Annotated in this window: 20 protein-coding genes; 7 read left to right on the plus strand and 13 right to left on the minus strand. The window is 68.8% G+C overall.

The window, feature by feature from the left end:
- Nucleotides 1-11: 11 nt before the first annotated feature.
- The 6 genes from VFZ09_RS35865 to VFZ09_RS35890 form a co-directional block, all read right to left on the minus strand.
- The gene (locus VFZ09_RS35865) at nt 12-1,793 is read right to left on the minus strand and encodes a tyrosinase family protein (RefSeq protein WP_329732261.1); all 1,782 of its coding nucleotides are present in this window, start codon (nt 1,791-1,793) and stop codon (nt 12-14) included.
- A complete protein-coding gene (locus VFZ09_RS35870) occupies nt 1,790-2,491 on the minus strand; it encodes a YebC/PmpR family DNA-binding transcriptional regulator (protein ID WP_329732262.1) in 702 nt (233 codons plus the stop codon). Before VFZ09_RS35870 ends, VFZ09_RS35865 begins: the two co-directional genes overlap by 4 nt.
- Nucleotides 2,492-2,559: 68 nt before the next feature.
- Nucleotides 2,560-3,063, minus strand: coding sequence for a prepilin-type N-terminal cleavage/methylation domain-containing protein (locus VFZ09_RS35875; RefSeq protein ID WP_329732263.1), 504 nt, complete (start codon nt 3,061-3,063; stop codon nt 2,560-2,562).
- Between the two features lie 44 nt (nt 3,064-3,107).
- Nucleotides 3,108-4,049 (minus strand): hypothetical protein, encoded by a 942-nt coding sequence (locus tag VFZ09_RS35880; protein WP_329732264.1) that lies wholly within the window; start codon nt 4,047-4,049, stop codon nt 3,108-3,110.
- Between the two features lie 144 nt (nt 4,050-4,193).
- On the minus strand, nt 4,194-6,353 hold the full coding sequence (gene ppk1 / locus VFZ09_RS35885) for a polyphosphate kinase 1 (RefSeq protein ID WP_329732265.1): 2,160 nt from the start codon (nt 6,351-6,353) through the stop codon (nt 4,194-4,196).
- Nucleotides 6,354-6,411: 58 nt separating this feature from the next.
- The gene (locus VFZ09_RS35890; RefSeq protein ID WP_329732266.1) at nt 6,412-6,966 is read right to left on the minus strand and encodes a hypothetical protein; all 555 of its coding nucleotides are present in this window, start codon (nt 6,964-6,966) and stop codon (nt 6,412-6,414) included.
- Between the two features lie 135 nt (nt 6,967-7,101).
- On the opposite strand from VFZ09_RS35890, the gene VFZ09_RS35895 reads away from it, so the two are divergent.
- Entirely contained in the window at nt 7,102-7,278 is a 177-nt protein-coding gene (locus VFZ09_RS35895; protein ID WP_329732267.1) for a hypothetical protein, read from the plus strand.
- 28 nt (nt 7,279-7,306) lie between these two features.
- On the opposite strand, the gene VFZ09_RS35900 is transcribed toward VFZ09_RS35895, so the two are convergent.
- Nucleotides 7,307-8,098, minus strand: coding sequence for a DUSAM domain-containing protein (locus VFZ09_RS35900; protein WP_329732268.1), 792 nt, complete (start codon nt 8,096-8,098; stop codon nt 7,307-7,309).
- Nucleotides 8,099-8,628: 530 nt separating this feature from the next.
- On the opposite strand from VFZ09_RS35900, the gene VFZ09_RS35905 reads away from it, so the two are divergent.
- Complete coding sequence (locus VFZ09_RS35905; RefSeq protein ID WP_329732269.1) at nt 8,629-8,847, plus strand: hypothetical protein; 219 nt, start codon at nt 8,629-8,631, stop codon at nt 8,845-8,847.
- Here VFZ09_RS35905 and VFZ09_RS35910 read toward each other — a convergent pair whose 3' ends face one another.
- The 6 genes from VFZ09_RS35910 to hutH all read right to left on the minus strand — a co-directional run bounded on the left by VFZ09_RS35910 (nt 8,848) and on the right by hutH (nt 16,636).
- Nucleotides 8,848-10,818: a cytochrome P450 gene (locus VFZ09_RS35910; RefSeq protein WP_329732270.1), complete on the minus strand. Its 1,971-nt coding sequence runs from the start codon at nt 10,816-10,818 to the stop codon at nt 8,848-8,850. It abuts the gene before it with no gap.
- Nucleotides 10,819-11,152: 334 nt separating this feature from the next.
- On the minus strand, nt 11,153-11,608 hold the full coding sequence (locus tag VFZ09_RS35915) for a hypothetical protein (RefSeq protein WP_329732271.1): 456 nt from the start codon (nt 11,606-11,608) through the stop codon (nt 11,153-11,155).
- Nucleotides 11,609-11,616: 8 nt separating this feature from the next.
- Nucleotides 11,617-12,780 carry an acyltransferase gene (locus tag VFZ09_RS35920; RefSeq protein WP_329732272.1) on the minus strand — a complete coding sequence of 388 codons (1,164 nt, stop codon included), beginning with the start codon at nt 12,778-12,780 and terminating at the stop codon, nt 11,617-11,619.
- A gap of 32 nt (nt 12,781-12,812) precedes the next feature.
- Nucleotides 12,813-13,643 (minus strand): hypothetical protein, encoded by an 831-nt coding sequence (locus VFZ09_RS35925; RefSeq protein ID WP_329732273.1) that lies wholly within the window; start codon nt 13,641-13,643, stop codon nt 12,813-12,815.
- Nucleotides 13,644-13,649: 6 nt separating this feature from the next.
- The gene (locus VFZ09_RS35930) at nt 13,650-14,882 is read right to left on the minus strand and encodes an AAA family ATPase (protein WP_329732274.1); all 1,233 of its coding nucleotides are present in this window, start codon (nt 14,880-14,882) and stop codon (nt 13,650-13,652) included.
- A gap of 227 nt (nt 14,883-15,109) precedes the next feature.
- The gene (gene hutH, locus VFZ09_RS35935) at nt 15,110-16,636 is read right to left on the minus strand and encodes a histidine ammonia-lyase (RefSeq protein ID WP_329732275.1); all 1,527 of its coding nucleotides are present in this window, start codon (nt 16,634-16,636) and stop codon (nt 15,110-15,112) included.
- Nucleotides 16,637-16,783: 147 nt separating this feature from the next.
- Between hutH and VFZ09_RS35940 the strand changes: the two genes are divergently transcribed.
- The 5 genes from VFZ09_RS35940 (at nt 16,784) to VFZ09_RS35960 (ending at nt 23,573) form a co-directional block, all read left to right on the plus strand.
- Complete coding sequence (locus VFZ09_RS35940; protein WP_329732276.1) at nt 16,784-18,013, plus strand: aspartate kinase; 1,230 nt, start codon at nt 16,784-16,786, stop codon at nt 18,011-18,013.
- 3 nt (nt 18,014-18,016) lie between these two features.
- The gene (locus VFZ09_RS35945; RefSeq protein ID WP_329732277.1) at nt 18,017-18,400 is read left to right on the plus strand and encodes a helix-hairpin-helix domain-containing protein; all 384 of its coding nucleotides are present in this window, start codon (nt 18,017-18,019) and stop codon (nt 18,398-18,400) included.
- 36 nt (nt 18,401-18,436) lie between these two features.
- A complete protein-coding gene (locus VFZ09_RS35950; RefSeq protein ID WP_329732278.1) occupies nt 18,437-20,593 on the plus strand; it encodes a zinc-ribbon domain-containing protein in 2,157 nt (718 codons plus the stop codon).
- 171 nt (nt 20,594-20,764) lie between these two features.
- The gene (locus tag VFZ09_RS35955; RefSeq protein WP_329732279.1) at nt 20,765-21,955 is read left to right on the plus strand and encodes a glycosyltransferase family 2 protein; all 1,191 of its coding nucleotides are present in this window, start codon (nt 20,765-20,767) and stop codon (nt 21,953-21,955) included.
- Between the two features lie 40 nt (nt 21,956-21,995).
- Nucleotides 21,996-23,573 carry a tetratricopeptide repeat protein gene (locus VFZ09_RS35960; RefSeq protein WP_329732280.1) on the plus strand — a complete coding sequence of 526 codons (1,578 nt, stop codon included), beginning with the start codon at nt 21,996-21,998 and terminating at the stop codon, nt 23,571-23,573.
- The last annotated feature ends 2 nt before the right edge of the window (nt 23,574-23,575 follow it).

The raw sequence follows: 23,575 nt of genomic DNA on the forward strand, positions 1-23,575 counted from the left end.
GCCGCCCGCGCTCAGGGCGTGACGTGGTGGATCCAGATGTTCCGCGTCGCCAGGTGGGGCTGCGTGAGCATGTCCGCGATGCGCTGCCCCGGAGGCACGGGCCGGTTGAAGGGGTAGCCCGGCTCCTGCTCCCGCTCTTCCCACGGGGTGATCATCACCATGAAGCGGAAGAGCATGCCCTCCCGCCGGCCGCGCGGCAGCAGCAGGTTCGCGGGCCAGCCGCGCTCGTGCACCACCGAGGCGAGGCTCGCCGGCCGGAAGATGACCGCCTGCTCCGAGGGCCGCAGCGTGTGGTGGAACCGGTCCATCTCCATCCACATGCGGCGATCCTCGGCGAACGCATCCGCCGCCAGGTAGACGCGCACCGTCACCTTCTGCTCGTGCGGCAGCAGGTTCTCCACCCGGAAGAAGTAGTGGAAGGGCTCGTAGGACAGGTGCCCCCCCTGCTGCGCCATGAAGGTGTTCAGCGCGTGCGTGCTCGCTCGGAAGGAGGGGGGAGGGCTGGTCCAGTAGTCTCCCCCGAAGGTGGCCTCGCCCCACCGCTGCCCGTCGAAGTCCGGGGACGTCCCGCCGGGGATGTCCTTGATGAAGCACAGGAGGATGTCCGGGCTCTGGTGGGCCGGGTAGATGCCCTCGCCGAGCCACTTGCGCACCAGCACCTGGGGACCGCCGGACACGTCGTACGGCGGCAGGTGCGTGCTCTGCCAGGCGTCGAGGATGTCGTCCACGTGGCGGTGCCAGCGGTAGAAGAGCGGATCCCTCGCCGCGGTGGCCGGGGAGGTGAGCACCCCGGGCAGGCCCGTCTTGTCCTGGGGCGCCGTCAGGCAGCCGAGCAGCACGTGCCCCATCTGTTGGTGCGCGCCATGGGGGCCGAGCGGATCCGCCCAGGCCTCGCCATCCACCGAGCCCGGGTTGGACTCGGCCGTGTCGGCGAGCTGCGCCAGGTGTTCGATGACGGTGGGCGTCTCCCCCCGCCACAGCAGTCCCGAGGAGGCCGCGGTGAAGAGGCGGTCGCGGCGCATGGCGTGGTCGGTGACGCCGTAGCCGGGCAGGTCCCTCGGGCTCAGTCCGGGCGGCCGGGGCGCGAAGCCGGGCAGCCCCGCGTCATAGGCCTCGTTGATGGGGGAGGCGTAGTCCTGCAGGGGCACGGTGCGCGGCATGCCGAACCCCAGCCGCTCCGTGTCGTAGCGGGCCAGCAGCTGTTGGCGCAGGGACGCCAACAGCTCCGCCCGTCCCTCCGGGCGCAGGCGGCGCTCGGGGCTCGCGGGGTCCGGGTGGCCCTCCGCCGGGTACAGTACCGGCCACGCGTCCACGTGCTCGTTGAGGCCGCTGTCCTCGCGGAAGGAGTCCAGCCAGACCTCCGCGCCGGGCGTGCCGGGGTTGCCCTTCCGGGGAACCTCGGGGCGCCCCGAGGGCAGCACCTGGTGGGGGGCCCGCTCCCGCAGCGGGGGCACGGACAGCCGACGGCCCTCGGGGTGGTGGGCGATGAAGACGCGCAGCGCGTACTTCGCCCACTCGGGGTCTCCGGCCGCGGCCTGCCGCTCGGCCTCGTCCAGCACCGCCGCCAGTCCTTCCTCCCCCGGCCGCGCGTTGGCCAGCGCCATGAAGCGGGCCGCCAGGGACAGCGCGAGCTGGAGGTGGGACGGCAGGAAGGGGAGGAACCGCTGCTGGAGCGAGGGAGGCCCGAACAGCGAGGGCTCCCGCCGGGCCGTCATCGGCAGCGGGGTGGGGGAGGACTCCCGGCTCAGCAGCGCCCGGACCCGCTCCTGTGGCTCCAGCGGCGCGGGGCTCACTTGAGGCCGACGTAGATGTTCTGGACGTCGTCGTCCTCGTCCATGGCCTCCAGGAAGGACTCGACCTCGGTGCGCGCCTCGCCCTCGAGCGACACCGGATTCTTGGCCACCCACGCCAGGTTCTGCGCGCTCACCGTCCAGCCCATGCCCGTCAGGGCGCGGCTCACGGTGTCCAGGTCCGTGGGCGCGGTGAGGAAGCGCGTGCCGCCCTCCTCGCCGGGCTCCAGTTCCTGCGCGCCCGCCTCGATGGCGGCCGTCTCGGCATCCGCGCCCGCTTCGGGCGGCGTGGCCTCGATGACCCCCAGGCGGTTGAAGTCCCAGGACACCGCGCCGCTGGTGGCGATCTGCCCCTTGCGGAACAGCAACCGGATGTTGGCGGCGGTGCGCGTCTTGTTGTCGGTGAGGCACTCGACGATCACCGGCACCTGGTGCGGGGCGAAGCCCTCGTACGTCACCACCTCGTAGTTCACCGGCTCGTCCAGCAGGCCCGCGCCCTTCTTGATGGCGCGCTCCAGCGTGTCGCGCGGCATCGAGGCCTTCTTCGCCGCGTCCATCGCCATGCGCAGGCGGGGGTTGCTGTTGGGATCGGCCCCCCCGGCCTTGGCGGAGACGATGAGTTCCTTGACCAGCTTGGTGAAGAGCCTGCCCTTCGCGGCCGCGTGCTCCGTGCGGCCCTTGTGCTTCCATTGAGCGCCCATGGACTGCGCTCCTACCTCATTCCGGGGCCGCGTTCATCATCTCCGCGGCCCGGAGTGCCGGGGGACGCTCAGAAGTGGTCGCCGTACTCGGTCTCGGACATCCGCTGCCACATGCCGCCCTGGAGCCGGAACTTGATCTCCTTGTAGCTGACCAGCCCGTTGTTGTTCAGGTCCCCCTTGGCGGTGATGACCAGGTCCCCGTCGCCATTGAGCACGACCTCATAGCGGTAATAGAGGTGGCCGTCGGGCGCCCAGCCCAGGTCCTTCCAGTGGCCCAGGTCCATGTTGAAGCGCTGCTTCTTGCCGTTGGGCTCCTCCACCGGATTGAACGGCATGTCCGGCTCATCCCCTCCCGGGAACTTGCCACCGTGCGAGGAGGTGTACTCGTTGAGCACGCGCATGATGGAGTTCATCATCAGCTCCCGCTCGGCCTGCTTCGAGCGCAGCATGATGTTCTGGAACTCCGGCAGCGCCACGGTGGACAGCAGGCCGACGATGCAGACGACGATCATCAGCTCGATCAGGGTGAAGCCCCGCCGGGTGCGGACGGGGTGAAGCTTGCGGTTCGCCATGACAGGCCTCCTTCGAGGCGACGGGAAAGAGAGGACCGTGGGATTCACGGAGTGGTGTTGCCCGCGGTGGCCGGAGCCTTCGCGGCGGGAACGAGGAGCCAGGTGCCCTGGCCCTGGGGCTTGAGCTGCATGCCGCTGGCCTCCTGCTGCTTGAGCCACGCCTCCTGCTGCGGCGTGGTGGGCCCCGTGCGCAGCGAGCGCACCAGCAGCGAGCCGTTGGACGTGTTGGGGATGACCACGGTGTCCGGCGGCGCGCCCGGGTGGCTGTAGGCGGCCGGCGGCGCCACGGTGTCCTGGTTCATCCGGGTGCCGTGGTAGGCGGCCACCATGGCCACCGCCAGGCCCAGCCCCACGAACAGGATCTTGTTCGTCTTCTTGGGGCCGTTCTGCGCTTCCGGCTCCTGCGCCTGGAACGTCACCTTGCCGGTGGCCGCGGGCTTCTTCGGCGCCGCATGCGGGTGGGCGGGCGTGGCCGGCTGGGCCGAGGCCGCCTTCACGTTGGTGGAGAAGTCCACCGCCTCCTGGGTCAGCGTCTCCCAGGTGCGATCAATGGCGAGCCCCATGTCCGGAGAGGCGGGCGTCGCGGCGCGCAGCGCTTCCAGGGCCCGGTCCACCTCGGCGAGCAGCGCCTCGAGCGCCGTTTGATCCACCCGGCCTCCGGCCGTCAGCAGCAGATCCTGCGCCGCCGCCAGGCGCCAGCGCACCGCGACGGCCTCCCGCAGGGAATCGGCCAGGCCCTCGTCCATGAGCGCCTCGCGCTCGGGCAGGGTCAGCTTCTCCTGCAGCCTGCGGGCGTTGGGCAGGGAGATCGCCAGCATGCGCTTGCCGCACAGCACCTCCAACGCCTGGGCCTGGGTGGGCACGTTGCCGGGCCAGATCGCCGGTTGCTCCAGCTTCTTGTGAGCATGCGCCACCGCTTCGGCCAGGCTCTCGTCCGTGGTCGGGTGGGTAGTCGGGGTGACGGGGGTCTGCGGATCGTTTGACATGGGCCCACGCGGGAAGACGGGGCCTCCATCATCCGATCTCCGGGGGCACCAACACAATCGTCCGCCCGCCACCTGCCCCTCGTCCCACGCCCGTGCTCTTCCCCGGGATTCACCCCGCTGGATGCTTGCAGTTGCAACGGAAGGTCAGGCCAGGGGCCGTCCGGTGGAGGCCTGCGCCATGCGCACCGCGCGCTCCATCAGCTCGCCCTGGGACCAGCGCTTCTCGCCCTCCAGTGCGCGGCGTTTCCACGTCCCGTCCGCGTCGAGCACCCAGGCGTGCGTGTTGTCCGCGAGGCTCCGGTCCAGCAAGTCCCTCACCTGGGCGAGCAGCTGCGGCTCCTCCACCGGGGTGAGCGCCTCCACCCGGTGGTCCAGGTTGCGGGGCATCAGGTCCGCCGAGCCGATGTAGCAGCGAATCCCACTCCCGCGCTCGAAGAGGTAGATGCGGGAGTGCTCGAGGAAGCGGCCGAGCGTGGAGACGACGCGGATGTTGTCCGAGACGCCGGGGACGTTGGGGCGCAGGCAGCAGATGCCGCGCACGTTGAGGTCCACCTTCACGCCGGCGCGCGAGGCGTCATAGAGGGCGCGGATCATCGCCGGGTCCACCAGCGCGTTCATCTTCATCTGGATGCGGGCGGGGCGCTCGGCGGAGTGCTCGGAGATGGTGCGGCGGATGTGCTCCAGCAGGCCCTCGCGCATGTTGATGGGGGCCACCAGCAGCTTGCGGAAGGACTTGGGGCGGGCGAAGCCGGTGAGGAAGTTGAAGAGGTCCGCCACGTCCGCGCCGATCTCCGGATCCGTGGTGAAGAGCCCCAGGTCCGTGTAGAGGCGGGCCGTCTTGGAGTTGTAGTTGCCGGTGCCCACGTGGACGTAGTGGCGCACGCGCTCGCCCTCGCGGCGGACGATGAGGATGGCCTTGGCGTGCGTCTTGAGGCCGGGGATGCCGTAGACGACGTGCACCCCCGCCTCCTCCAACGCCAGCGCCCACTGGATGTTGGTGCGCTCGTCGAAGCGCGCCTTGAGCTCCACCATGCACACCGCCTGCTTGCCCCGCTCGGTGGCGCGGATGAGCGCGGGCACCAGCGGCGACTTGTCCGAGGTGCGGTACACCGTCTGCTTGATGGCCAGCACGTCCGGATCCTCCACCGCCTCCGTGACGAAGCGCTCCACCGAGGTGGCGAAGGACTCGTACGGGTGGTGGACGAGCAGATCCCCCCGCCGCATGGCCGACAGCACCGTGCTCACCTCGCCGCTGTCGCTCTCGGCCCTCAGGCGCGGCTGGGTGACGGGCGTCCAGGGCGGATCCCTCAGCTCGGCGAAGCCCGGCGTGGACACCACCGACATCAGGTCCGTGTAGTCCAGCAGCCCCTGCTCCTCGTACACCTGGCGGGGCTCCAGCGCGAGCGCCTCCCTGAGCGGCTCGAGCATCTTGGGGCTCATCCCCGCCTGCACCTCCAGGCGGATGACGTCGCCGAAGCGGCGCTGGCGCAGCTCCGTCTGCACGGCCACCAGCAGATCCTCCGCGTCCTCGGACACGGTGAAGTCCGCGTCCCGGGTGACGCGGAACAGTCCCCGGTCCAACACCTCCATGCCGGGGAAGAGCGCGTCCAGGTGGTGGGCGATGATCTCCTCGAGCGGCACGAAGGTGGTGCCCCCCTTGAGCGGGACGAAGCGCGGCAGCAGCTCCTTGGGCACCTTCACCCGCGCCACGTTCTCCGTCTCCGTCACCGGATCCCTCAGCAGCACCGCGAGGCTCAGGGAGAGGTTGGAGATGTAGGGGAAGTGCCGGCCCAGGCCGATGGCCAGCGGGGTGAGCACGGGGAAGATCTGCTCGCGGAAGCGCTGCTCCAGCAGGGTGCGCGCCTCGGCGTCCAGCTCCTTCATGGAGAGGATGCGCAGGCCCTTCTCGGCGAGCGCGGGGCGCAGCTGGCGCTCGAAGCAGTCGCTGTGGCGCCGGCCCTGATCGAGGATGCGATCGTGCAGCTTGTCGAGCGTGTCGCCCGGGGTGGCCCCATCGGGCACCAGCCGGGCCACGCGGTTGCGCACCTGCTCGTGCAGGCGCGCCACGCGAATCATGAAGAACTCATCCAGGTTGCGCGCGTAGATGGCGCAGAACTTCACGCGCTCCATCAGCGGCACCGAGGCGTCCTCGGCCAGCTGGAGCACCCGGTTGTTGAAGGCGAGCCAGGACAGCTCCCGGTTGAAGAAGAGGCCGCTGTCGGGCACGTCCGTTCCGGGCGGGATGATGTCCCGCTCGACGGGCTTGGTGGGGTTGTTCCGGCTGGAGGAGGCGCGCTTGGGCATATCCGCTCTCGGGGTCGCGGGGGAGCGGTGTATCAGGCATGCGTGCGAGCCGCACCCGCTACAGGGCGGCGGTGTGCTCGTCGTGGCTCGACGGGGCCCAGCGGTGCGAGGGCGTCCGCCGGGGCGCCGGCTTCAGTCCCCGGAGCTCCATGGCGTAGGACTGCTCGGGGGAGCGCGCCTCCAGCAGCAGGGCCAGGCACTCCGCGTGGTCCGGCACGGACAGCACGCAGATGTCGGACCGGCTGCCGGCGCCGTCCCGCCGCACGACGGCCCAGCCCTCCAGCGGCAGCGGCTCCAGCATGTCCGCCCGCCACAGCACGTACTCGGTGGACAGGCCGAGGTGCTCCAGCGCGTGCTCGACCTCCAGGTGCTTCATCCACAGCACCGCCTCCCGCGCGCCGTGGGAGGCCTCGCGGGGGATGTCGATGAGCACCTCGAGACCACACTCGCCCTGGAACTCCCACCGGTAGCGGGGGCCCAGGCCATCCCCCTCGTCGTCGATGGCGAGCGGAGGCCCCAGGCGCTGCTCGAGCTCTGCCCTCGAGATGCTCAGGGTGCAGGCCCGGTGCTGCTTCCTGGAGAGGACCAGACGGTTCGTGGCGAGCGGCTTCATGGGGGTTCTCCTGTCGTGGAAGAGAAATCTGGTGCCGCTGCCGGGGAGCGCCAAGCGGGCAGGCTCGGGAACGTTCAGTTCAGCAAACGCGGCGGCGCCGTTCTGTTCACCCGTCGAGGGCCCACCGGAAATGGGATGACGTGTCCCACTTCTGGCAAGCGCGCGCGGCGGGAGGGGTCCCCACCCGGGCGGACTTTCTCGGTGCTGGCGCTGCTCGGCGGGGCCGCGGGCCTGCTGGTGGCGAACTGGGGCCTGGACGTGCTCGTGGCGCTGGGGCCCCGGGACATTCCGCGCCTGGAGCAACGTGCATGAGGGGTGATCTCAGAAGAATCCCTGGGTGTTACGACTGCGGGGGCGGACTGTCGAAGCCCCTGAGCACTTCCTCGGCCATCCGCCGGTATTGCGGCACGATCTCCACGGCTAGCACGTCGCGCATCTGCTGGCGCGCACCTTCAAGGTCGCCCGAGTCCCGGAGGCTCGTCATCCGGAACAGGGCACGTGTGAGCCGCTTCTGGCCGTCACGCAAGCGAGAAAGGATCATCCCCATGAGGGCTTCGGCACCATCCGGACTCTTGAGGGATTCTTCCGTCTCGGCCTCGCTGACGGCTGCCGTGGGGGCCATCCGGCGCAGAAGGGCGCGCACGTCGTCGGTGAGTTCCAGGGCGTGTCCCTGCTGAACGCGCTGGTAGAGGGCGGTGAGTTGCGGCCGGTCGTTCAGGTCCGGATTGATTTGCCCGGTTGCGCGTACCTCCGCCACCCCGGTCAGCTTCTCCAGGGCAATTTCGGCCTGCTCCCGGTAGAAGGGCACGACCTCTACGGCCAGCACGTCGCGCATGAGTTGCTGTGCCCCATTGAGATCCCCCGCGTCCCGTAGTTCGTAGGCCCGGATTCGAGCACGATTCAGCCGCGATGACCCGTCATGGATACGCCGCCGGACCTCCTGTAGCAGCGTCATAGCGGTGGACTGGCTGCGGAGAGCGCTCTCTGCATCCTCATCGCTAATGGCCACCTCGCGGGTGCTTCGCAGCAAAAGGGCGCGCGTTTCATCGGTGAGTTCCAGGGGCTTGCCTTGCTCCAAGACCCGTCTTGCCAGCGCCCAAATGGGGTCCCAATCCATCTGCCAGTCGGACATCTCCGCTCCTACCTCTTGCTCTTACGAGGCTCAGGGCTCTTACGAGGCTCAGGGCACATCGCTTCTGGCCATTTGTGCTGGCCCTCGCAATAGCGCATGCAGTCGTAACAGGGCCCTCCCCAGCCTTCGTCTTGGCAAAGGACGAAGTTCTTTATGCAGGTCTGCTTCCAATCTGGAAGGTCCTCGTTGTTCTCGAACTCCTCATCGTCGATTCTCAGAGAAATGTCCCGTAGGACCCGGAGCACGTCCGAGCGGCTGGCGGTGCAACTCTCCATCGCGGTCAACGGGTACTTCTTGATGCAGCAGTCAACCGTGGACTCTCCCGGTCGGCACGCGATGGCCGCTGCACAGCCCGAAACGAGCCCACCCACCAGCACGGCTACCCAGAGGCGTGGGGTGCAATTCAGGTTTTTCATGCCTCCAAGGCTAGGCCAGTCAACCAGGGACCGCCAGCCAGGGACAGGGCGTGACGGGCTGGCCGCCAGGCATCCGTTCTTGTTGGCACCCTTTCTGGTAGGTTGGTTCGCGCTATGCGGAACGTCTTACCTCCCCGGTCTGTCCTACTTGTCGTCGGCGCCTTCCGGCTCGCGGACGACGGCGAGGACGAGCCGGTGGAGGAGCTGAAGCGAGCGCTGGTGGAGCGGGGAGGGCAGGCCCCCGAGTGGTGGGTGCTGGGCTTCGGCGAGGGGCGGGACGTTCCTCCGGTGCGGGCCGACGCCGCTCTGGTGGTGCCCGCGCCCACGCCTTGATCACGAGGCGGCGGAGCCCGGCCGCCATTCCGGCCGCAGCAGCCCGTACAGCACCGCGTCCTGGCGCTCTCCGTTGAGGAAGTAGCGCTGCCGCTGGTAGCCCTCGCGCTGGAAGCCCAGGCCCTCGAGCACCTTCATGGAGCTCGTGTTGCGCGGATCCACGTCCGCCTCCAGCCGGTGCAGCTCGAGCGAGGTGAAGCCGAACTCCACCAACCGGGCCACCGCCTCGCGCCCGTAGCCGTGGCCCCAGTGCGCGTGGTTCAGCGCGTAGCCGAGATTCGCGCGCCGGTGCTGCTCGCTCAGGTCCGACAGGGTGCAGGTGCCGATGATCCGGTCGTCCTCGCGCCGGGCGAAGCCCCAATTGAAGAGCGAGCGCTCGGCGAAGAACGTGTGGATGTTGCCCAACAGCTTCTCCGCCTGCGCCCGCTCGGTGTACGCGGACCAGCTCCAGTAACGGGTCACCTCGGGATGGGAGAAGAGCTCGAAGAGCGCGGGGATGTCCGCCTCCGTCATCCAGCGCAGGCGCAGGCGGGGCGTCTCCAGGGTGGGCAGCGTCGAGGCACCGGTGAGCATGGTTCTCCCAGCTTGGAGCGCGTGCGGCTTCACGTGCACCCACACTCCGTTCTTCGCGCGGATGCTGGTGCCGATGTGCACCTGCGCTTCCCGCCCCGGGACGGCGGACACGTCGTAGCGCTGGGCGATGCGGGCGAGGATGTACTGCCCCTCCATCAACGAGAACTCCCTGCCGATGCACATCCGCTGGCCGGTGCCGAAGGGCAGCCACGCCTGCTTGTGCCGCCCCTCGGAGCGCTCCGGCGTGAAGCGATCCGGATCGAAGCGCCGCGGCTCCTCCCAGACGCCCGGGTGGCGGTGGATGAGGTGCGTGAAGACGACCACCATCTTCCCCGCCGGAATCTGCAAGCCGTCGATCTCGTCCGCCTCCGACGACGTGCGGGGAATCCAATACGAGGGCGAGTACAGCCGCAGCGCCTCCTGCAACACGTTGCGCGCGTAGCCGAGCTGGCGCAGAGCCGCGAAGCCGGGCACCCGCTGGCCCAGCACCTCCCGCACCTCCGTGCGCAACCGCTGGAAGGACTCCGGGTGGCGGGCCATGAGATGGAAGGCCCACGCCAGGCCCACGGCGGTGGTCTCGTACCCGGCGACGAAGAGCGACACCGCCTCGTCGCGCAGCTGCGCGTTGGTCATCCGCTCGCCCGATTCGCCATCCACCGCGTGCAGCAGCAGGGAGAGCAGGTTGTCCTCCTCGGCGCTCCGCCGGCCCCGCTCGATGACCCGGAGGACGACCTCGTCGATGTACCGGATCGCCTCCCGGTAGCGGGCGCGGCCCGGGACCGGCAGCCACTCGGGCAGGGAGTTCGTCACCATCCCCTGCATCATGTAGTCGATGATGTAGGCCAGCGCCTGGCCCACCCGCTGCGCCTCGTCCGTCTCCAACCCGCTGCCGAACATCGCCCGGACCATCACGTTCATGGTCATCTGGGAGAAGGCCTCGGCGATGTCGAAGGGCTCGCCCGTCCGGGCCGCCCGCTCCCAGCCCGCGAGGCTCTCGTCGATGGCCGCCACCATCTTCTCCGTCAGGGAGATCAGCCGCTGCTGGTGGAACGCGGGTTGGATCATCCGCCGCTGCCGCTTCCAGAAGTCCCCCTCGCTCACCGGCAGCCCGTTGCCCAGGAAGGTGCGCATCGACTCCCAGATGGCGCCGCCCTTGAAGTACTTGCGCGCGTGGTCCACCAGCACGTGCTGCGCATGCCGCGGGTGGCCCAGGATGATGGCGTCGGCGAAGCCGAGCTCCAGGGTGTAGATGTCACCATGGCGCTGGCGGGCCGCCTCCAGGAAGTCGAGCCGATCCTTCAGCAGCGCGGGCAGTGCGCCCAGGAGTGGAATGCCTGACACCCTCGGTGGAAGGGGAAGGGTGGGCTGCTTCAAGACAGCGGATCCGTCATGGCTCATGGAATGTCCCCCCGGGACTGCGTGCGTGCACCAACGTGGTGTGCCTGTATCTACCAGGGAATGGGTTTGCGGTTGCAGGGGCAGCGGCCAGTGGGCCCCCGGGAGGGAGCGTGGCGGCCCAGATTCCCTGCTTCATGCGCCCCACCGCGCGGGGCGCAACCTCCGCTGCATCTGGCGGAGCGTGGAGAAGGACATGGAGGGACTGGCGCGCCGCGTGCGGATGATCCGCGAGCAATATCTGCGGGGCCGCATCGAGTGGGCGGCGGTGACGGCCTTCCGGGCGCTCAAGCTGCGCGACTACGCGCGCATCGACTTCCGCGTGTCCAGCGCCACCTCAGTGGGGATTCAGCCCGAAGTGGGTCTTGATGCGCTCGGCGGGAGGGTTGCTGCCGGCCTCCTCGAGCACCTTGAGGCACCAACGCGCCGCGTCACCCACGTTGGGCGTGATGAAGTAGGGGGCATTGCGCGGCCGCACCTTGAGGAAGGTGGACATCATCACGCGCAGGAACGGTGAGGTGATGACCAGGGCGTGACCAAGCATCTGGGCATCGAGCAGGGATCCGTGCTGCTTGAGCCACTCCGCCTGACGGTGGCGGACGTCGGAGGAGAGCATGGGCGCGTTCCGCATGTCGAAGAGGGTGACGTGCTTCTCGGGGCGCTGCAGGTAGGTGAGCCGCTGCGCGAGGTATTCCTCGAAGTGCGCGAACGGGACGGGGCCTCGTATCTGGACGATGAGCAGGGGCCAGAAGGAGTCGTCCAAGCTGATGGGGGGGAACGCGGAGGTGTTCAAGTGGGGCGTCACAGCTTCCCATACCCTACTCGAACGTCGCCATTCGGAGCGAGCGCCCGCTCGTCGATGGACTTCTCCGGAGGGGCCACCCGGAAGGGCTTCTCCACCCAGTAATACGAGGCGAGCGCCGCGGCGAAGGCCATCATGACGCACAGCGGTGCCTCCCTCAGGGGGCCCCAGTCCAGCGTGCGGGTGGTGAGGAAGGGCTGCTGCCAGAGATAGAGGGAGTAGGAGATGCGTCCCAGGAAGCGGAGGGAGCGCGGCCGCAACCACGCGTGCGTCCCACCCAGCGCGCATCCCGCGACCAGCGCGGCGGCCAGGAGCCCCTGCACCAGCAGGAACACGGGCTTCATCGCGGTCATCTCCGCGTGGAGCGACCACAGCGTCAGCGCCACCAGACACACCACCGGCGAGCACCAGGCCACCAGCTTCTGGACGAGCCTCCTGCTCCGCTCCCCTCCATTCCACGCCAGCGCGAGCAGGCAGCCCAGGAGGAGCGAATCGAAGCGGAACCAGGGGCGGAGGTAGTAGATGCCCCGGTTGTAGTCGAGCACGTTCAGGGCGATCATCCCGCCCCGCACGAGGCTCACCCCGAGTACGCCCACGAGGCTGACCCATAGCGCCTTCCTCGGCCCGGCGAGCAGGAAGAGCAGGGGCCACACGGCGTAGAACTGCTCCTCCATGGACAACGACCACAGGTGGGCGTTGGTGTCTCCCCGGCCGAACACGTTGCGCAGGTGGACCAACGACGCCGCCATGCTCGACCAGGGAACGTCCGTGACCCAGCCCAGCTGGATGAGGATGGCGAGGACCAGCACGAACACCAGGAAGGCGGGCATGAGCCGGCGGATCCGGCGGACGTAGAAGGCGCCGAGCCGCACCGTCCCCGTCTCCGCGTGCTCGTGGCACAGCAGGTCCGTGATGAGGAAGCCGCTGAGGATGAAGAAGATCATGACCCCCATCGCGGCCAGGCTCCCGCCCCAGGCGCCACTTCGCAGGACGAACTGGGCCAGGTGTCCGATGACGACCAGCATCACGGACATCCCTCGAAGCCCGTCGAGCTCGGGGTAGTAGGGGCGCCTCCGGGGCCCGGTCGACGGACGCGGCTCCTGAGCGGTGCTCACGTTCATCTCCGTGGGGATGACGTGACCGGAGGAAGGCGAGGAGGCCATCCTCGCCTTTTCCCATGCCGGTTCACGCGCCATCAAGGCTCGTGCGGCCCGTGGCCCTCCGCCCGGGCAGCGGCCGAGCGGACTCCATACCCGAGCGCTTCGACCAGTGCGGAGCAGGCTCGAAGTCGCTCGACGGACTCGAAGAATGACCGCTCGGCAAGCCACACCTCTTCTGCCGGGAATGCCTTGGCGAGGGCTTCGTTGTGGAGATCACCCACGCAAGTCAGGGCCTCATGCTTGGGTCGCGAAATCTCGTCGAGGAGCTTCCGGTCCGCGGACCATGACTGAATGCGCAGCACATGTGCTTCGGAATCGTGGCGTTCCTGGCAGTACGCGAGAACTTCCTTCGTTGCCTGGTAGAGCCAGGACTCGATGCTGTAGCAGGGGGACAGAACGAGAAGACGCCCCAGCGCCATCTCGATCTGCTCGGCCGTCAGCGTGGGTCGCGGGCGCTGAGGGCCGAACCGTGGAGCCGGAACGTCACCGCGCAGGATGCGACGCACGCGCTCTCGGATGATCGTCTCGAACTTCTGGCGGTTCTCGCTGTTGTGGCGCTCGGCCCACACACGGTCGGTATCGAAGTGGAAGACAACGAATCCCGCCGGTTCCACCAGCCGGGTCGCGATCAATTCGAGAAGACGAATCGCCTCGATGGTCGGCGGCTGCTCCTTCCATTGATTGGCACGGACAGCGAGGAGCGCGCGTTCGTTCTCGGGGAGTGGTTCGAGCCGGATACGATTCGGATTCAGGTCGACGCTCGGATCGACGAGCTTGAGCGCCTCCTTCAAGAGCTTCTGGAGGGTTGGCTGGGCCTGCTCACCAGAGTCCTCGGTCAGCACGAGGATACGGGCACGGACTTCCATGACGTGTCACCAGAGGCCCTTGGTGAGCAAGATGTCCGAGACGCGCTGGATCCCTGTCTGGTACGCCGAGAAGAACGATTCGGCTTCCTCCTCGGTGGGATTGCGCCAGATGAGTTGTGGACCGGATTCACCGGTGGCTCGCTCGCAGAGGATGAAGGTTCGACGAACTTCGTCGGCGCTGTCGAATCGCAAGAAGTCGAGCAACAGTGGGTTCTGGCTCGTCAGGAAGGCCTGCCGGTCACCAATTTCGGTCAGACATGCCGAAATCCACTCGTGATGAAGGCCGTTCACGAGTTCGTCTGCGATGATGATGTCTCGTGAGGCGTCTGCGTGTGCGAAGAAGGTGAGCAAGCGCTTTTGACCGTAACTGAGCAGATCGTGGGAGACCTCCTCGCCAGGCCGTCTGAAGAAGAACCGGAGATTGCTCAGGCGTGCAATTTGCCGGCCTGGATCTGGGCTAAGGCGTTCGACATCGAATCGCGCGCTCGCGGATTCATAACCAAGCACATGCGCAGCACGCTCAAGAAACTCAAGCGAGAACGTTGCTGACATGTCTTCTGGTATGAGATTTGGGTCTATCGCATACATGGATCGGGGAGCGTCCCCGGTGTTGAAGATGACTCTTGAGCTGTCTTTAAGCCGCTCCTTCCTTAGTTCGAATTTGAGTAGCCTGTTGAATCGATCAAGGCTTTCGTCCATGCGGCCCGCGCTTTGAATTCGCGCCGACAGGAGCTTTCCCGCCAAATCTTTTGATGCAGGGTCGTTTCTGTCTCTGCTCAATGCCAGAGATAACGCTGAAATAGGTGATACAAAATTACGCTGCTGTATTCGGCTCTGTTTGCCGGCGAATTCGAGCACAACTTCATTTGCGAGTACTTGGGCTTTCGCGACGACCGCACCGTCCTTTTCAATGACGATTGAGTTGGTTTGTTGGATGCTGGAGAGTTCTTCTCTCTCCGGACGACCCGGCTCAAGGCCAAGGGTCGGCTCATCGATTCGTGTCCTCACAAGCGTGTGCTCAAATTCGAGCGCTGCGCTAGAGACGCGGTAGCTCAAATCCAGTACGTCATCCCTGAGCGCTTCTTCTGGGGCGCCGACTGCCGTTGACAACAAACGAAGCAGCGTCGTCTTCCCGGCCGCGTTCTTGCCGAGTAGCACGTTGAGACCAGGACGGAACTCGAGTGTGGTCGGAGCAACGTTCCGAAACTTCTTGATCGAGAGCTTCGTCAGCTTGTTCATCGTCCAGTCCTGCACCAGAGCGCCACGAGGAACGGCGCGGCTTCAGGACCGGAACACACACATCCAGGCAGGTCAAGGACGCTGACGTCTGAAGGTCACGAGCCGCATAAGGGTGAGCCCGCGGCCATGTCGTGGCGGAAACAGCATCTGAGCGCGCGGAGCGCTCTCGCCCGGAAGCCTGGGGCGGCGGATTTCAGTGCCGCCGCCCCCATGCCTTCTGACCGTGCCTACGCCGTGGCGGCGCGCACGACCCGGAGCAGCTCGCCCGAGTCGATGAGCTCGCAGACGGCCTCGATGTCGCGGTGGAGCTCCCGGTCCTTCTCCATGGTGGGCACGCGGCTGCGCACCAGCTCGTGCGCGGCGCGGGGGCCCCGGCCCGCCTTCACCGGCAGCCGGAAGTCCAGCGCCTGGCTCGCCACCAGGATCTCAATCGCCAGGCACGTGCGCGTGAAGTCCGCCACCTGCCGGCCCTTCAGCGCCGCCGTCATGCCCATGGACACGTGATCCTCCCGGCCCGCCGAGGACGGAATCGAGTCCACCGAGGCCGGGTGGCACAGCACGCGCGACTCGGCCACCAGCGCCGCGCTCGTCACCTGGGCGATCATGAAGCCCGAGTTCAGCCCCGAGTTCTTCGCCAGGAACGGCGGCAGGTTGGACAGCGCCGGGTTCACCAGCTGCTCCACGCGCCGCTCGCTGATCGAGGACAGCTGCGTCAGCGCCATCGCCGCCACGTCCATGGCCAGCGAGATGGGCTGCCCGTGGAAGTTGCCGCCCGACACGATTCGGTTGCCCTCCACGAAGACCAGCGGGTTGTCCGTGGCGCTGTTCACCTCGACCTCGAGAATCCGCCGCGCGAAGGCGAGCCCCTCGCGGGCCGCGCCGTGCACCTGCGGCATGCAGCGCAGCGAGTACGGGTCCTGCACCTTGCTGCAGTGGACGTGCGTCTCCACCAGATCGCTTCCCGCCAGCAGCGTCAGCAGGTGGGCCGCGCAGGCCTTCTGGCCCTCGTGCGGACGCACCTCCTGGATCTCCGGGATGAAGGGCTTGTGGCTGCCCAGCAGGCCCTCGAGCGTCATGGAGCCGGCGATGTCCGCCACCGTGGCGAGCGACTCGGCGCGCAGCTGGAGCAGGGTGCCCACGGCGCACATGGCCTGCGTGCCATTCACGAGCGCCAGGCCCTCCTTGGCCTCCAGCACCACCGGCTTCAGCCCGGCGCGCTCCAGCGCCTGGCGGGCCGGCATCCGCTGGCCCTGGTAGAAGGCCTCGCCCTCGCCGATGAACACCAGCGCCAGGTGCGCCAGCGGCGCCAGGTCTCCCGAGGCACCCACGCTGCCGCGCTCGGGCACCACCGGCACCACGTCCTTGTTCAGCATGTCCAGCGCCAGCTGCAGCGTCTCCAGGCGGATGCCCGAGAAGCCCTTGGCCAGCACGTTGCACCGCAGCAGCAGCAGGGCGCGCGCCTCGGGCAGGGGCATGGGGGTGCCCACGCCCGCGGCGTGCGAGAGGATCAGGTTGCGCTGCAGCTCGCGCAGATCCTTCTTGTCGATGCGCACCTCGGCCAGGGTGCCGAAGCCGGTGTTGATGCCGTAGGCGGGCGTGTCCCCGGCGGCCACCCGGTCCACCAGGTCTCGCGAGGCCTTGACGCAGGCCTCGGACTCGGGCGTGAGCTGGACGATCGCCTCGTTGCGGGCAACCAGCAGGATCTCCTCCAGCCGGAGGGTGTCACCATCGATGAGAAGGCGGGGGCGGTACATGTCGGGGGCTCCAGGCTACGGGGGCGGCGATACGGGGCCCTATATCCCAACAGGTGGCGGCGTGCAGCCCGTCCGCTCAGGGAGCTTTTGACAGCCGGGGGGCCACCTCACTAGCTTGACGCGCCGTTCCAGGAGGAACCAGCCAACGTGGCCTTGATCGTCCAGAAGTACGGCGGAACCTCGGTCGGCGATACCGATCGGATGAAGAACGTGGCGCGCCGCTGCATCGCGGCCCAGAAAGCGGGCAACGACGTGGTCGTCGTCGTCTCCGCGATGTCCGGAGAGACCAACCGTCTGTTGAAACTCGTCTCGCAGATCACCGACCGGCCGAGCGAGCGCGAGCAGGACGTGGTGGTGGCCACCGGCGAGCAGGTGTCCATCGGCCTGGTGGCCCTGGCCATCCAGGCGCAGGGAGGCCTGGCCACCAGCTTCCTCGGCCACCAGGTGCAGATCGTCACCGACAGCACCTTCTCCAAGGCGCGCATCAAACGCATCGACGCCGACAAGATCGTCGAGGCGCTCAAACAGAAGCACATCGTGGTGGTGGCCGGCTTCCAGGGCCAGGACGAGCAGGGCAACGTCACCACCCTGGGACGCGGTGGCTCGGACACCACGGCGGTGGCGCTCGCCGCGGCGCTCAAGGCCGACGCCTGTGAGATCTACACGGACGTGGACGGCGTCTACACGACCGACCCCAACGTGTGCCCCGCGGCACGCAAGCTGGATCGCATCTCCTACGAGGAGATGCTCGACCTGGCGAGCGTGGGCGCCAAGGTGCTGCAGATCCGCTCGGTCGAGTTCGCGATGAAGTACAAGGTGCCGCTCTGGGTGAAGTCCTCCTTCACGGACGACCCGGGGACCCTGGTGTGTGAGGAGGACAAGTCGATGGAGAACGTGGTTGTCAGCGGCATCGCCTACGACAAGAACGAGGCGAAGCTCGCCATCAGCGGCGTGCCGGACGTGCCGGGCGTGGCCGCGCGGATCTTCGGGGCGCTCGACGCGCAGAACATCGTGGTGGACCTGATCGTCCAGACGGCCTCCAAGGAGGGCAGGACGGACCTGTCCTTCACGGTGGGCAAGACGGACCTGGTCAAGGCCAAGGAGGTCGTCGAGCGGGTGGCCCGCGAGGTCAACGCCGGCAGCGTGGAGACGGACGGCGACGTGGCCAAGGTCTCCATCGTGGGCGTGGGCATGCGCAACCACTCGGGCGTGGCGGCCAGGATGTTCCAGATCCTCGCCGCCGAGGGCATCAACATCCAGCTCATCTCCACCTCGGAGATCAAGGTCTCCTGCCTCATCCAGTCGAAGTACACGGAGCTGGCCGTCCGGGCGCTGCACACGGCGTTCGGGCTGGACAAGGCTCCCGCGGCGAGCTGAGCGGTGAACCGGACAGGGGCACTCGCGGTGGCCGCGCTCGGGCTGTTGGGCCTGGGCGTGCTGGCGCGCGGCCGCTGGCCGGACTCCACGCCCGCGCTGGACTGTGAGCCCGGCGCGGTGCGTGTGGTGCGGGGTGTCGCGGTGTGCGGAGAGGGCGCCGTGCCCTCCGCCCCGCAGCGCCTGCTGCTGGGACAGCGGTTGGATTTGAACGCGGTCTCCGAGGCCGAGCTCGCGAAGGTGCCCGGAGTGGGGGCCTCGCTCGCCCGGCGCCTCGTCCAGGCGCGGGAGGCCGGAGGCCGCTTCGTCTCGTGGGAGCAGGTGGCGGAGGTGCCGGGCGTGGGCGCAGCCCGGTTGGAGGCCCTCCAGGCGACAACGGAGCTACGGTAGGCGCCAGCGCCCCAGGGCGTGTGGTAGATACCGTGTGTGGAGATCGCCTGCCCCCAGTGCTCGATGCAGTACGCGCTCGACCCCCGGTTGCTTCCGCCCGGGGGTGTACCGGTGCAGTGCACCCGTTGCAGCCACGTCTTCATCGCCACTCCGCCGGCCCAGGCCGCCGCCCCGGCTCCCCACACCACCCAGGCATTCGGCGCGGTGCAGCCGCCGCGCCCGGCGGCCCAGCCGAACCTGAACGCCACGCTGGTCTACGGTGATGGCAAGAGCGGCACGCCGCCGTCCGCCTCGACGACGCAGGTGTTCGGCGCGGTGCCCCAGGTGCCTCCCATGGCGCCGGTGGCGAAGCCCGCGGCGGGAACGGCGCCGTCCGCCATGACGACGCAGGTGTTCGGCGCGGTGCCCCAGGTGCCTCCCATGGCGCCCGTGGCGAAGCCCGCGCCGGCCGCGAAGCCGCCCGCCGCGGCGAAGCCCGCGCCCGCCGCCGCGAAGCCCGCTCCGGCCGCGAAGCCGCCCGCCTCAGCGAAGCCCGCGCCCGCCGCGAAGACTCCGGCGGGTTCGGCGCCTCCCCTCGCCACGGGGACCCAGGTGTTCGGCGCGGTGCCGCAGCCCCCGCCGCAGCAGCCGACTCCCTCCACGGCGCAGTTCCTGGTGCTCGGCACCGAGCTGCCCGAGCCCCAGGCCGCCCCGCGTCCCCATCCGGCCCGGCCTCCCTCCGCGTCGACGACGCCGCCCTTCGGCTCCCATCCGCAGATGGCTCCCGTGGCGAAGCCCGCGGCGGGCCCGGCTGCTACCGGGACGACGCAGGTGTTCGGCGCGGTGACGGAGCCGCCGCCCGTGGCCGCGCATCCTCCGGGTCTGCAGCCCCGGGCTCCGTCGCGGGAGACGCCCGCGGTCCCGGCGCCCCGCGCGCCCGCGGCCGAGCCCGCGGTGGCGGTCGCCGCGCACACGCCCATCGAGCTTCCCGAGGAGATCCTCGAGCAGTTGAACCGCCCGATCGATGAGCTGAGGGCGGAGGCGTCTTCCGAGAACAAGGCCTCCGTGGCGGGAGCCCCGCCGGGGCCGTCCAAGCCGCTGGAGCTGCCGCTGGAGGCGCTCGAGCACGCGGTCGAGAGCGTCAACAACCCCGGGGGCCGCAAGAAGCCGCCCCAGCCGGGCCGTAAGGGCAGGGGACTGCTCATCGCGGGGGGCGTGCTCGTGCTCCTGCTGACGGCGTTCCTGACCTCGCCGGCCTGGCGCTCGAAGGCCCACGCCATTCCGCCCGAGGCGCGGGGGGCCCGGGACGAGGCGCTGGTGTTGTTGCGGCGGGACGACGCGGCGTCGAAGGAGGAGGCCCTCTCCCGGTTGAAGGCCCTGTCGGCGGCGAATCCCCAGAGCGTCGAGCTGCTGGCGGAGGTGGGCATCGCGCTCGCCACGCACCTGGACGACACCCAGGTGCGGGTGGCCACGCTCCGGCAGAAGGGGGAGGGGCTGAAGACCGAGCTCGCCCGCCTCCGTTTGAATCAGACGCCCGCCAACTGGCAGAGCCTCGTCAACACGATGGGGGAGGAGCTGTCCAAGCTGGAGCAGGCCCTCACGCCGCTCGAGGAGCGTGCCGCGGTGCTCTCGAGGGAGGCGGTGCAGGTGTTGAAGCAGCTGGCGGCGGCTCCCGAGAAGGAGGAGCCGGAGCCCGCCCTGGCGCGGCTCAAGGCCCAGGCCTTCATGACGGGTGTCATGGGTGGGGGCGATGCGCCCGGCATGGCCGTGAAGCTGGCCCAGGCCGGGCAGCGGGACTGGAGCTCGCTGACGCTGGCCGAGTACGTGCTCAACTCCGCCAACCCCGTGGGGGGCAATGTCGAGCAGTCCTTCAAGGCGGTGGTGGCCATGCGCGAGGCGGACAACAGCAACCTGCGGGCCTCCATGCTGGAAGCGCGCATCGCCCTGCTGCGCAAGGATCCGGCCCTGGCGAAGACGGCGTTGGACACCGTCATCACCCTCAACCCCAAGCACGAGCTGGCCCAGCAACTCCATGCGTACGCCGAGGAGCTGGAGAAGCGGGCGGCCGAGCCCGCGACGACGCCGGCCCCCGAGCCCCAGGACACGCCCGAGTTCGTCCCGGCCCCCGAGGAGGACGCCCCTCCGGCGCCCACCACCGGGGGAGGCTCCGCGCCCGAGGCCAGCCCCGCACCCGAGGCAAGTCCCGTGCCCTGACCCCGGTGGGCGGCCCGGTTCCCAGGGAGGGAAAACAAGTTCCCATCCCTTGGGGGCGAGCCGGGTGCTTGCGATCTCGCCCTGGAGGACAGGGTCCGCTCCGGGCGGCGGTACGAGCCTTGCTCCGGCCTGTTCCGGGTCAACGTGTGAGACGGCCGGGGAGGCAGGGTGATGGCGGAGCTGGTGTTCTGGTGTGCCGCGGTGTTGTTGGTGCACACGTACTTTCTCTACCCTTTGGTGCTGTTCGCCCTGGATGGGGTGGCGCAGGTGCTGCACAACGTGCGCTCCATGCGCTCGGGGGCGAACCGGCGCCGCGAGGAGCAGCAGGCGAGCGGGCTGCCCCGGGTGAGCCTGGTGGTGGCGGCCTACAACGAGGCGAGCTGCATCGACGAGAAGCTGCGCAACAGTCTGGCGTTGGACTATCCGGCGGCGCGCTTCGAGATGCTGATCGGCTCGGACGGCTCGATGGACGGGACGGATGAGCGGGTGCTGCGGTGCACGGACGAGCGGGTGCGGCTGTCGGCGGCGCCGCGCGGGGGCAAGACGTCGGTGCTCAACCGGTGCATCCCCATGGCCAAGGGCGACATCGTGCTGCTCTCGGACGCGAACACGATGATCGAGCCGGAGGCGGTGAAGCGGCTGGTGCGGCACTTCGAGGACCCCGAGGTGGGGGCGGTGTGCGGGCAGCTGCGGCTCTACAACCCGACGAAGGCCGAGTACGAGGAGAGCACGTACTGGACGTACGAATCGCTCATCAAGCTCTACGAGGGCAAGCGGGGCGCGGTGGTGGGGGCGAACGGAGGCCTGTACGCCATCCGGCGCTCGCTGTTCAGCGCCCTGCCGCCGGCGACGATCGTGGACGACTTCGTGATTCCGCTGCGCATTCTCGAGAAGGGCTACAAGGTGGTCTACGAGCCCGAGGCGGTGGCGCACGAGGAGACGACGGAGGATTACGGCAAGGAGTTCGGGCGGAGGGCGCGCATCGCGGCGGGCAACTTCCAGAGCCTGAGGATGGTGCCGGGGCTGCTCTCGCCGCTGTCGGGCTTCCCGGCGTTCGCGTTCTGGTCGCACAAGCTGCTGCGCTGGTGCGCCCCGGCGCTGATGGTGCTGGCGCTGGTGGCCAACCTCTTCCTGCTGAGCAGCCCGCTCTACAAGCTGACGCTGGTGGGGCAGACGCTGTTCTACGCGCTGGCGTACCTGGGGAAGAAGGGGTTGCTGAAGGGCTCGGCGCGCCGGGTGGCGTCGGTGGCCTACTACTTCGTGACCATGAACCTGGCGATCGTCGTGGGGTTCTGGCGGTTCCTGAGGAACACACAGCGGGCGGCGTGGGATCGCACGGCGCGGGTGTCCTCGTCGACGTAGTGGCTTGACGCTCTCCCCCCCAGGTGGGACGGTGCCTGGGGTGGAGCCGACCGGTGTCGTCCTCGAGCACAACCAACGCCTGTCGCGCTCCCTGCTGTGGAGCCGCCAGCGGGCCTTCTACGAGCGGCAGGGCATCGAGGCCTGGCGCCGGGGACTCCTGCCGAGCTTCATCACCAGCAACCCCGTCGCTGGCCAGGCCTATGCGCAGGTGGTGCTCGGGTGGATGCGGGACTGGTGCGCGGCCTCCGAGTGGGACTCGGGCCAGCCCTTCCATCTCATCGAGCTCGGGGCCGGGTCGGGGCGCTTCGCCTTCCACTTCCTGGAGGCCTTCCGCCGGCTGCACGCGCGCTCGCGGCTGAGGGACGTGGGCTTCCGGTACGTGATGACGGACCTGCCCGAGCGCAACCTCGAGTTCTGGCTGTCCCATCCCCGGCTCCAGCCCTTCCTCGACGAGGGCCTGTTGGACGTGGCCCGCTTCGACGCCGAGCACGATGCGCAGCTGGTGCTCCGCCGCAGTGGCACCGTGCTGGCGCCGGGCACGGTGGCGAACCCGCTGGCGGTGGTGGCCAACTACTTCTTCGACAGCATTCCGCAGGACGCCTTCTCCGTGCGTGACGGCGTGCTCCACGAGTGCCTCGTCTCGGTCTCCTCGCCGCGGCCCGAGCGCGAGGTGGAGGCGGAGGACTTCCTGGAGCAGGCGATGGTGTCCTTCGAGGACCACGAGGTGCGGGGCGCTTGCTACGGAGACGCGGAGCTGGATGGCATCCTGGAGGACTACCGGGAGCGGCTGGACGACGCGACGTTCCTGTTTCCCTCCACCGCGCTGCGGTGCCTGCGAAGGCTGCAACGGCTGTCGGGAGACCGCCTGCTGCTGCTCTCGGGAGACAAGGGGCACGCCAGCCAGGACGAGCTGAGCGATCGCTCGTCCGGGGTGAGCCTGGTGCGGCACGCGGGGGCGTTCTCGTTGATGGTGAACTACGACGCCATCGGCCGGTACTTCCGCCTCCGGGAGGGACACGTGCTGCGGCCCATCCATCGTCACGTGAGCCTGCACGTGGGGGCCTTCCTGCTGGGCCAGCCGCCGGACGGATATGGCGAGACGGAGCTGGCGTACGAGGAGGCCATCGAGCGCTCGGGGCCGGACGACTACGCCACGCTGCTCGGGCGGATAGAGCAGCACCACGAGGAGATGACGCTGGAGGAACTCCTGGCGCTCCTGCGCTGGAGTGGCTGGGACTCCGGGTTGCTGATGGCGGTCTTCCCCTCGTTGCTGGCCCAGGCCGAGGCCGCGAGCGAGCCGCTGCGGCAGGAGGTGTGCTGGGCGATCCAGCAGGTGTGGGAGGCGGACTATCCGATCGGAGGAGAGCAGGACGATCTCGCCTACCACCTGGGGATGCTGCTGTACGCGATGGAGCGTCCGGCGGAGGCCCTGACGTTCTTCGAGCACTCACTGCGGGAGTACGGCGAGGCGCCCGGCACGTACTACAACCAGGGCATGTGCCACGTGCGCCTGGAACAGGATGCCCAGGCGCGGGAGTGCTTCGAGCGGGTGCTGGCGCTGGACGCGGACTTCAGTCAGGCGAGGGAGATGCTCTCCGAGCTCCAGTCCGGGAAGTGAGT

This window comes from Archangium sp. (genome assembly GCF_036277355.1).
Lineage (GTDB): Bacteria > Myxococcota > Myxococcia > Myxococcales > Myxococcaceae > Archangium.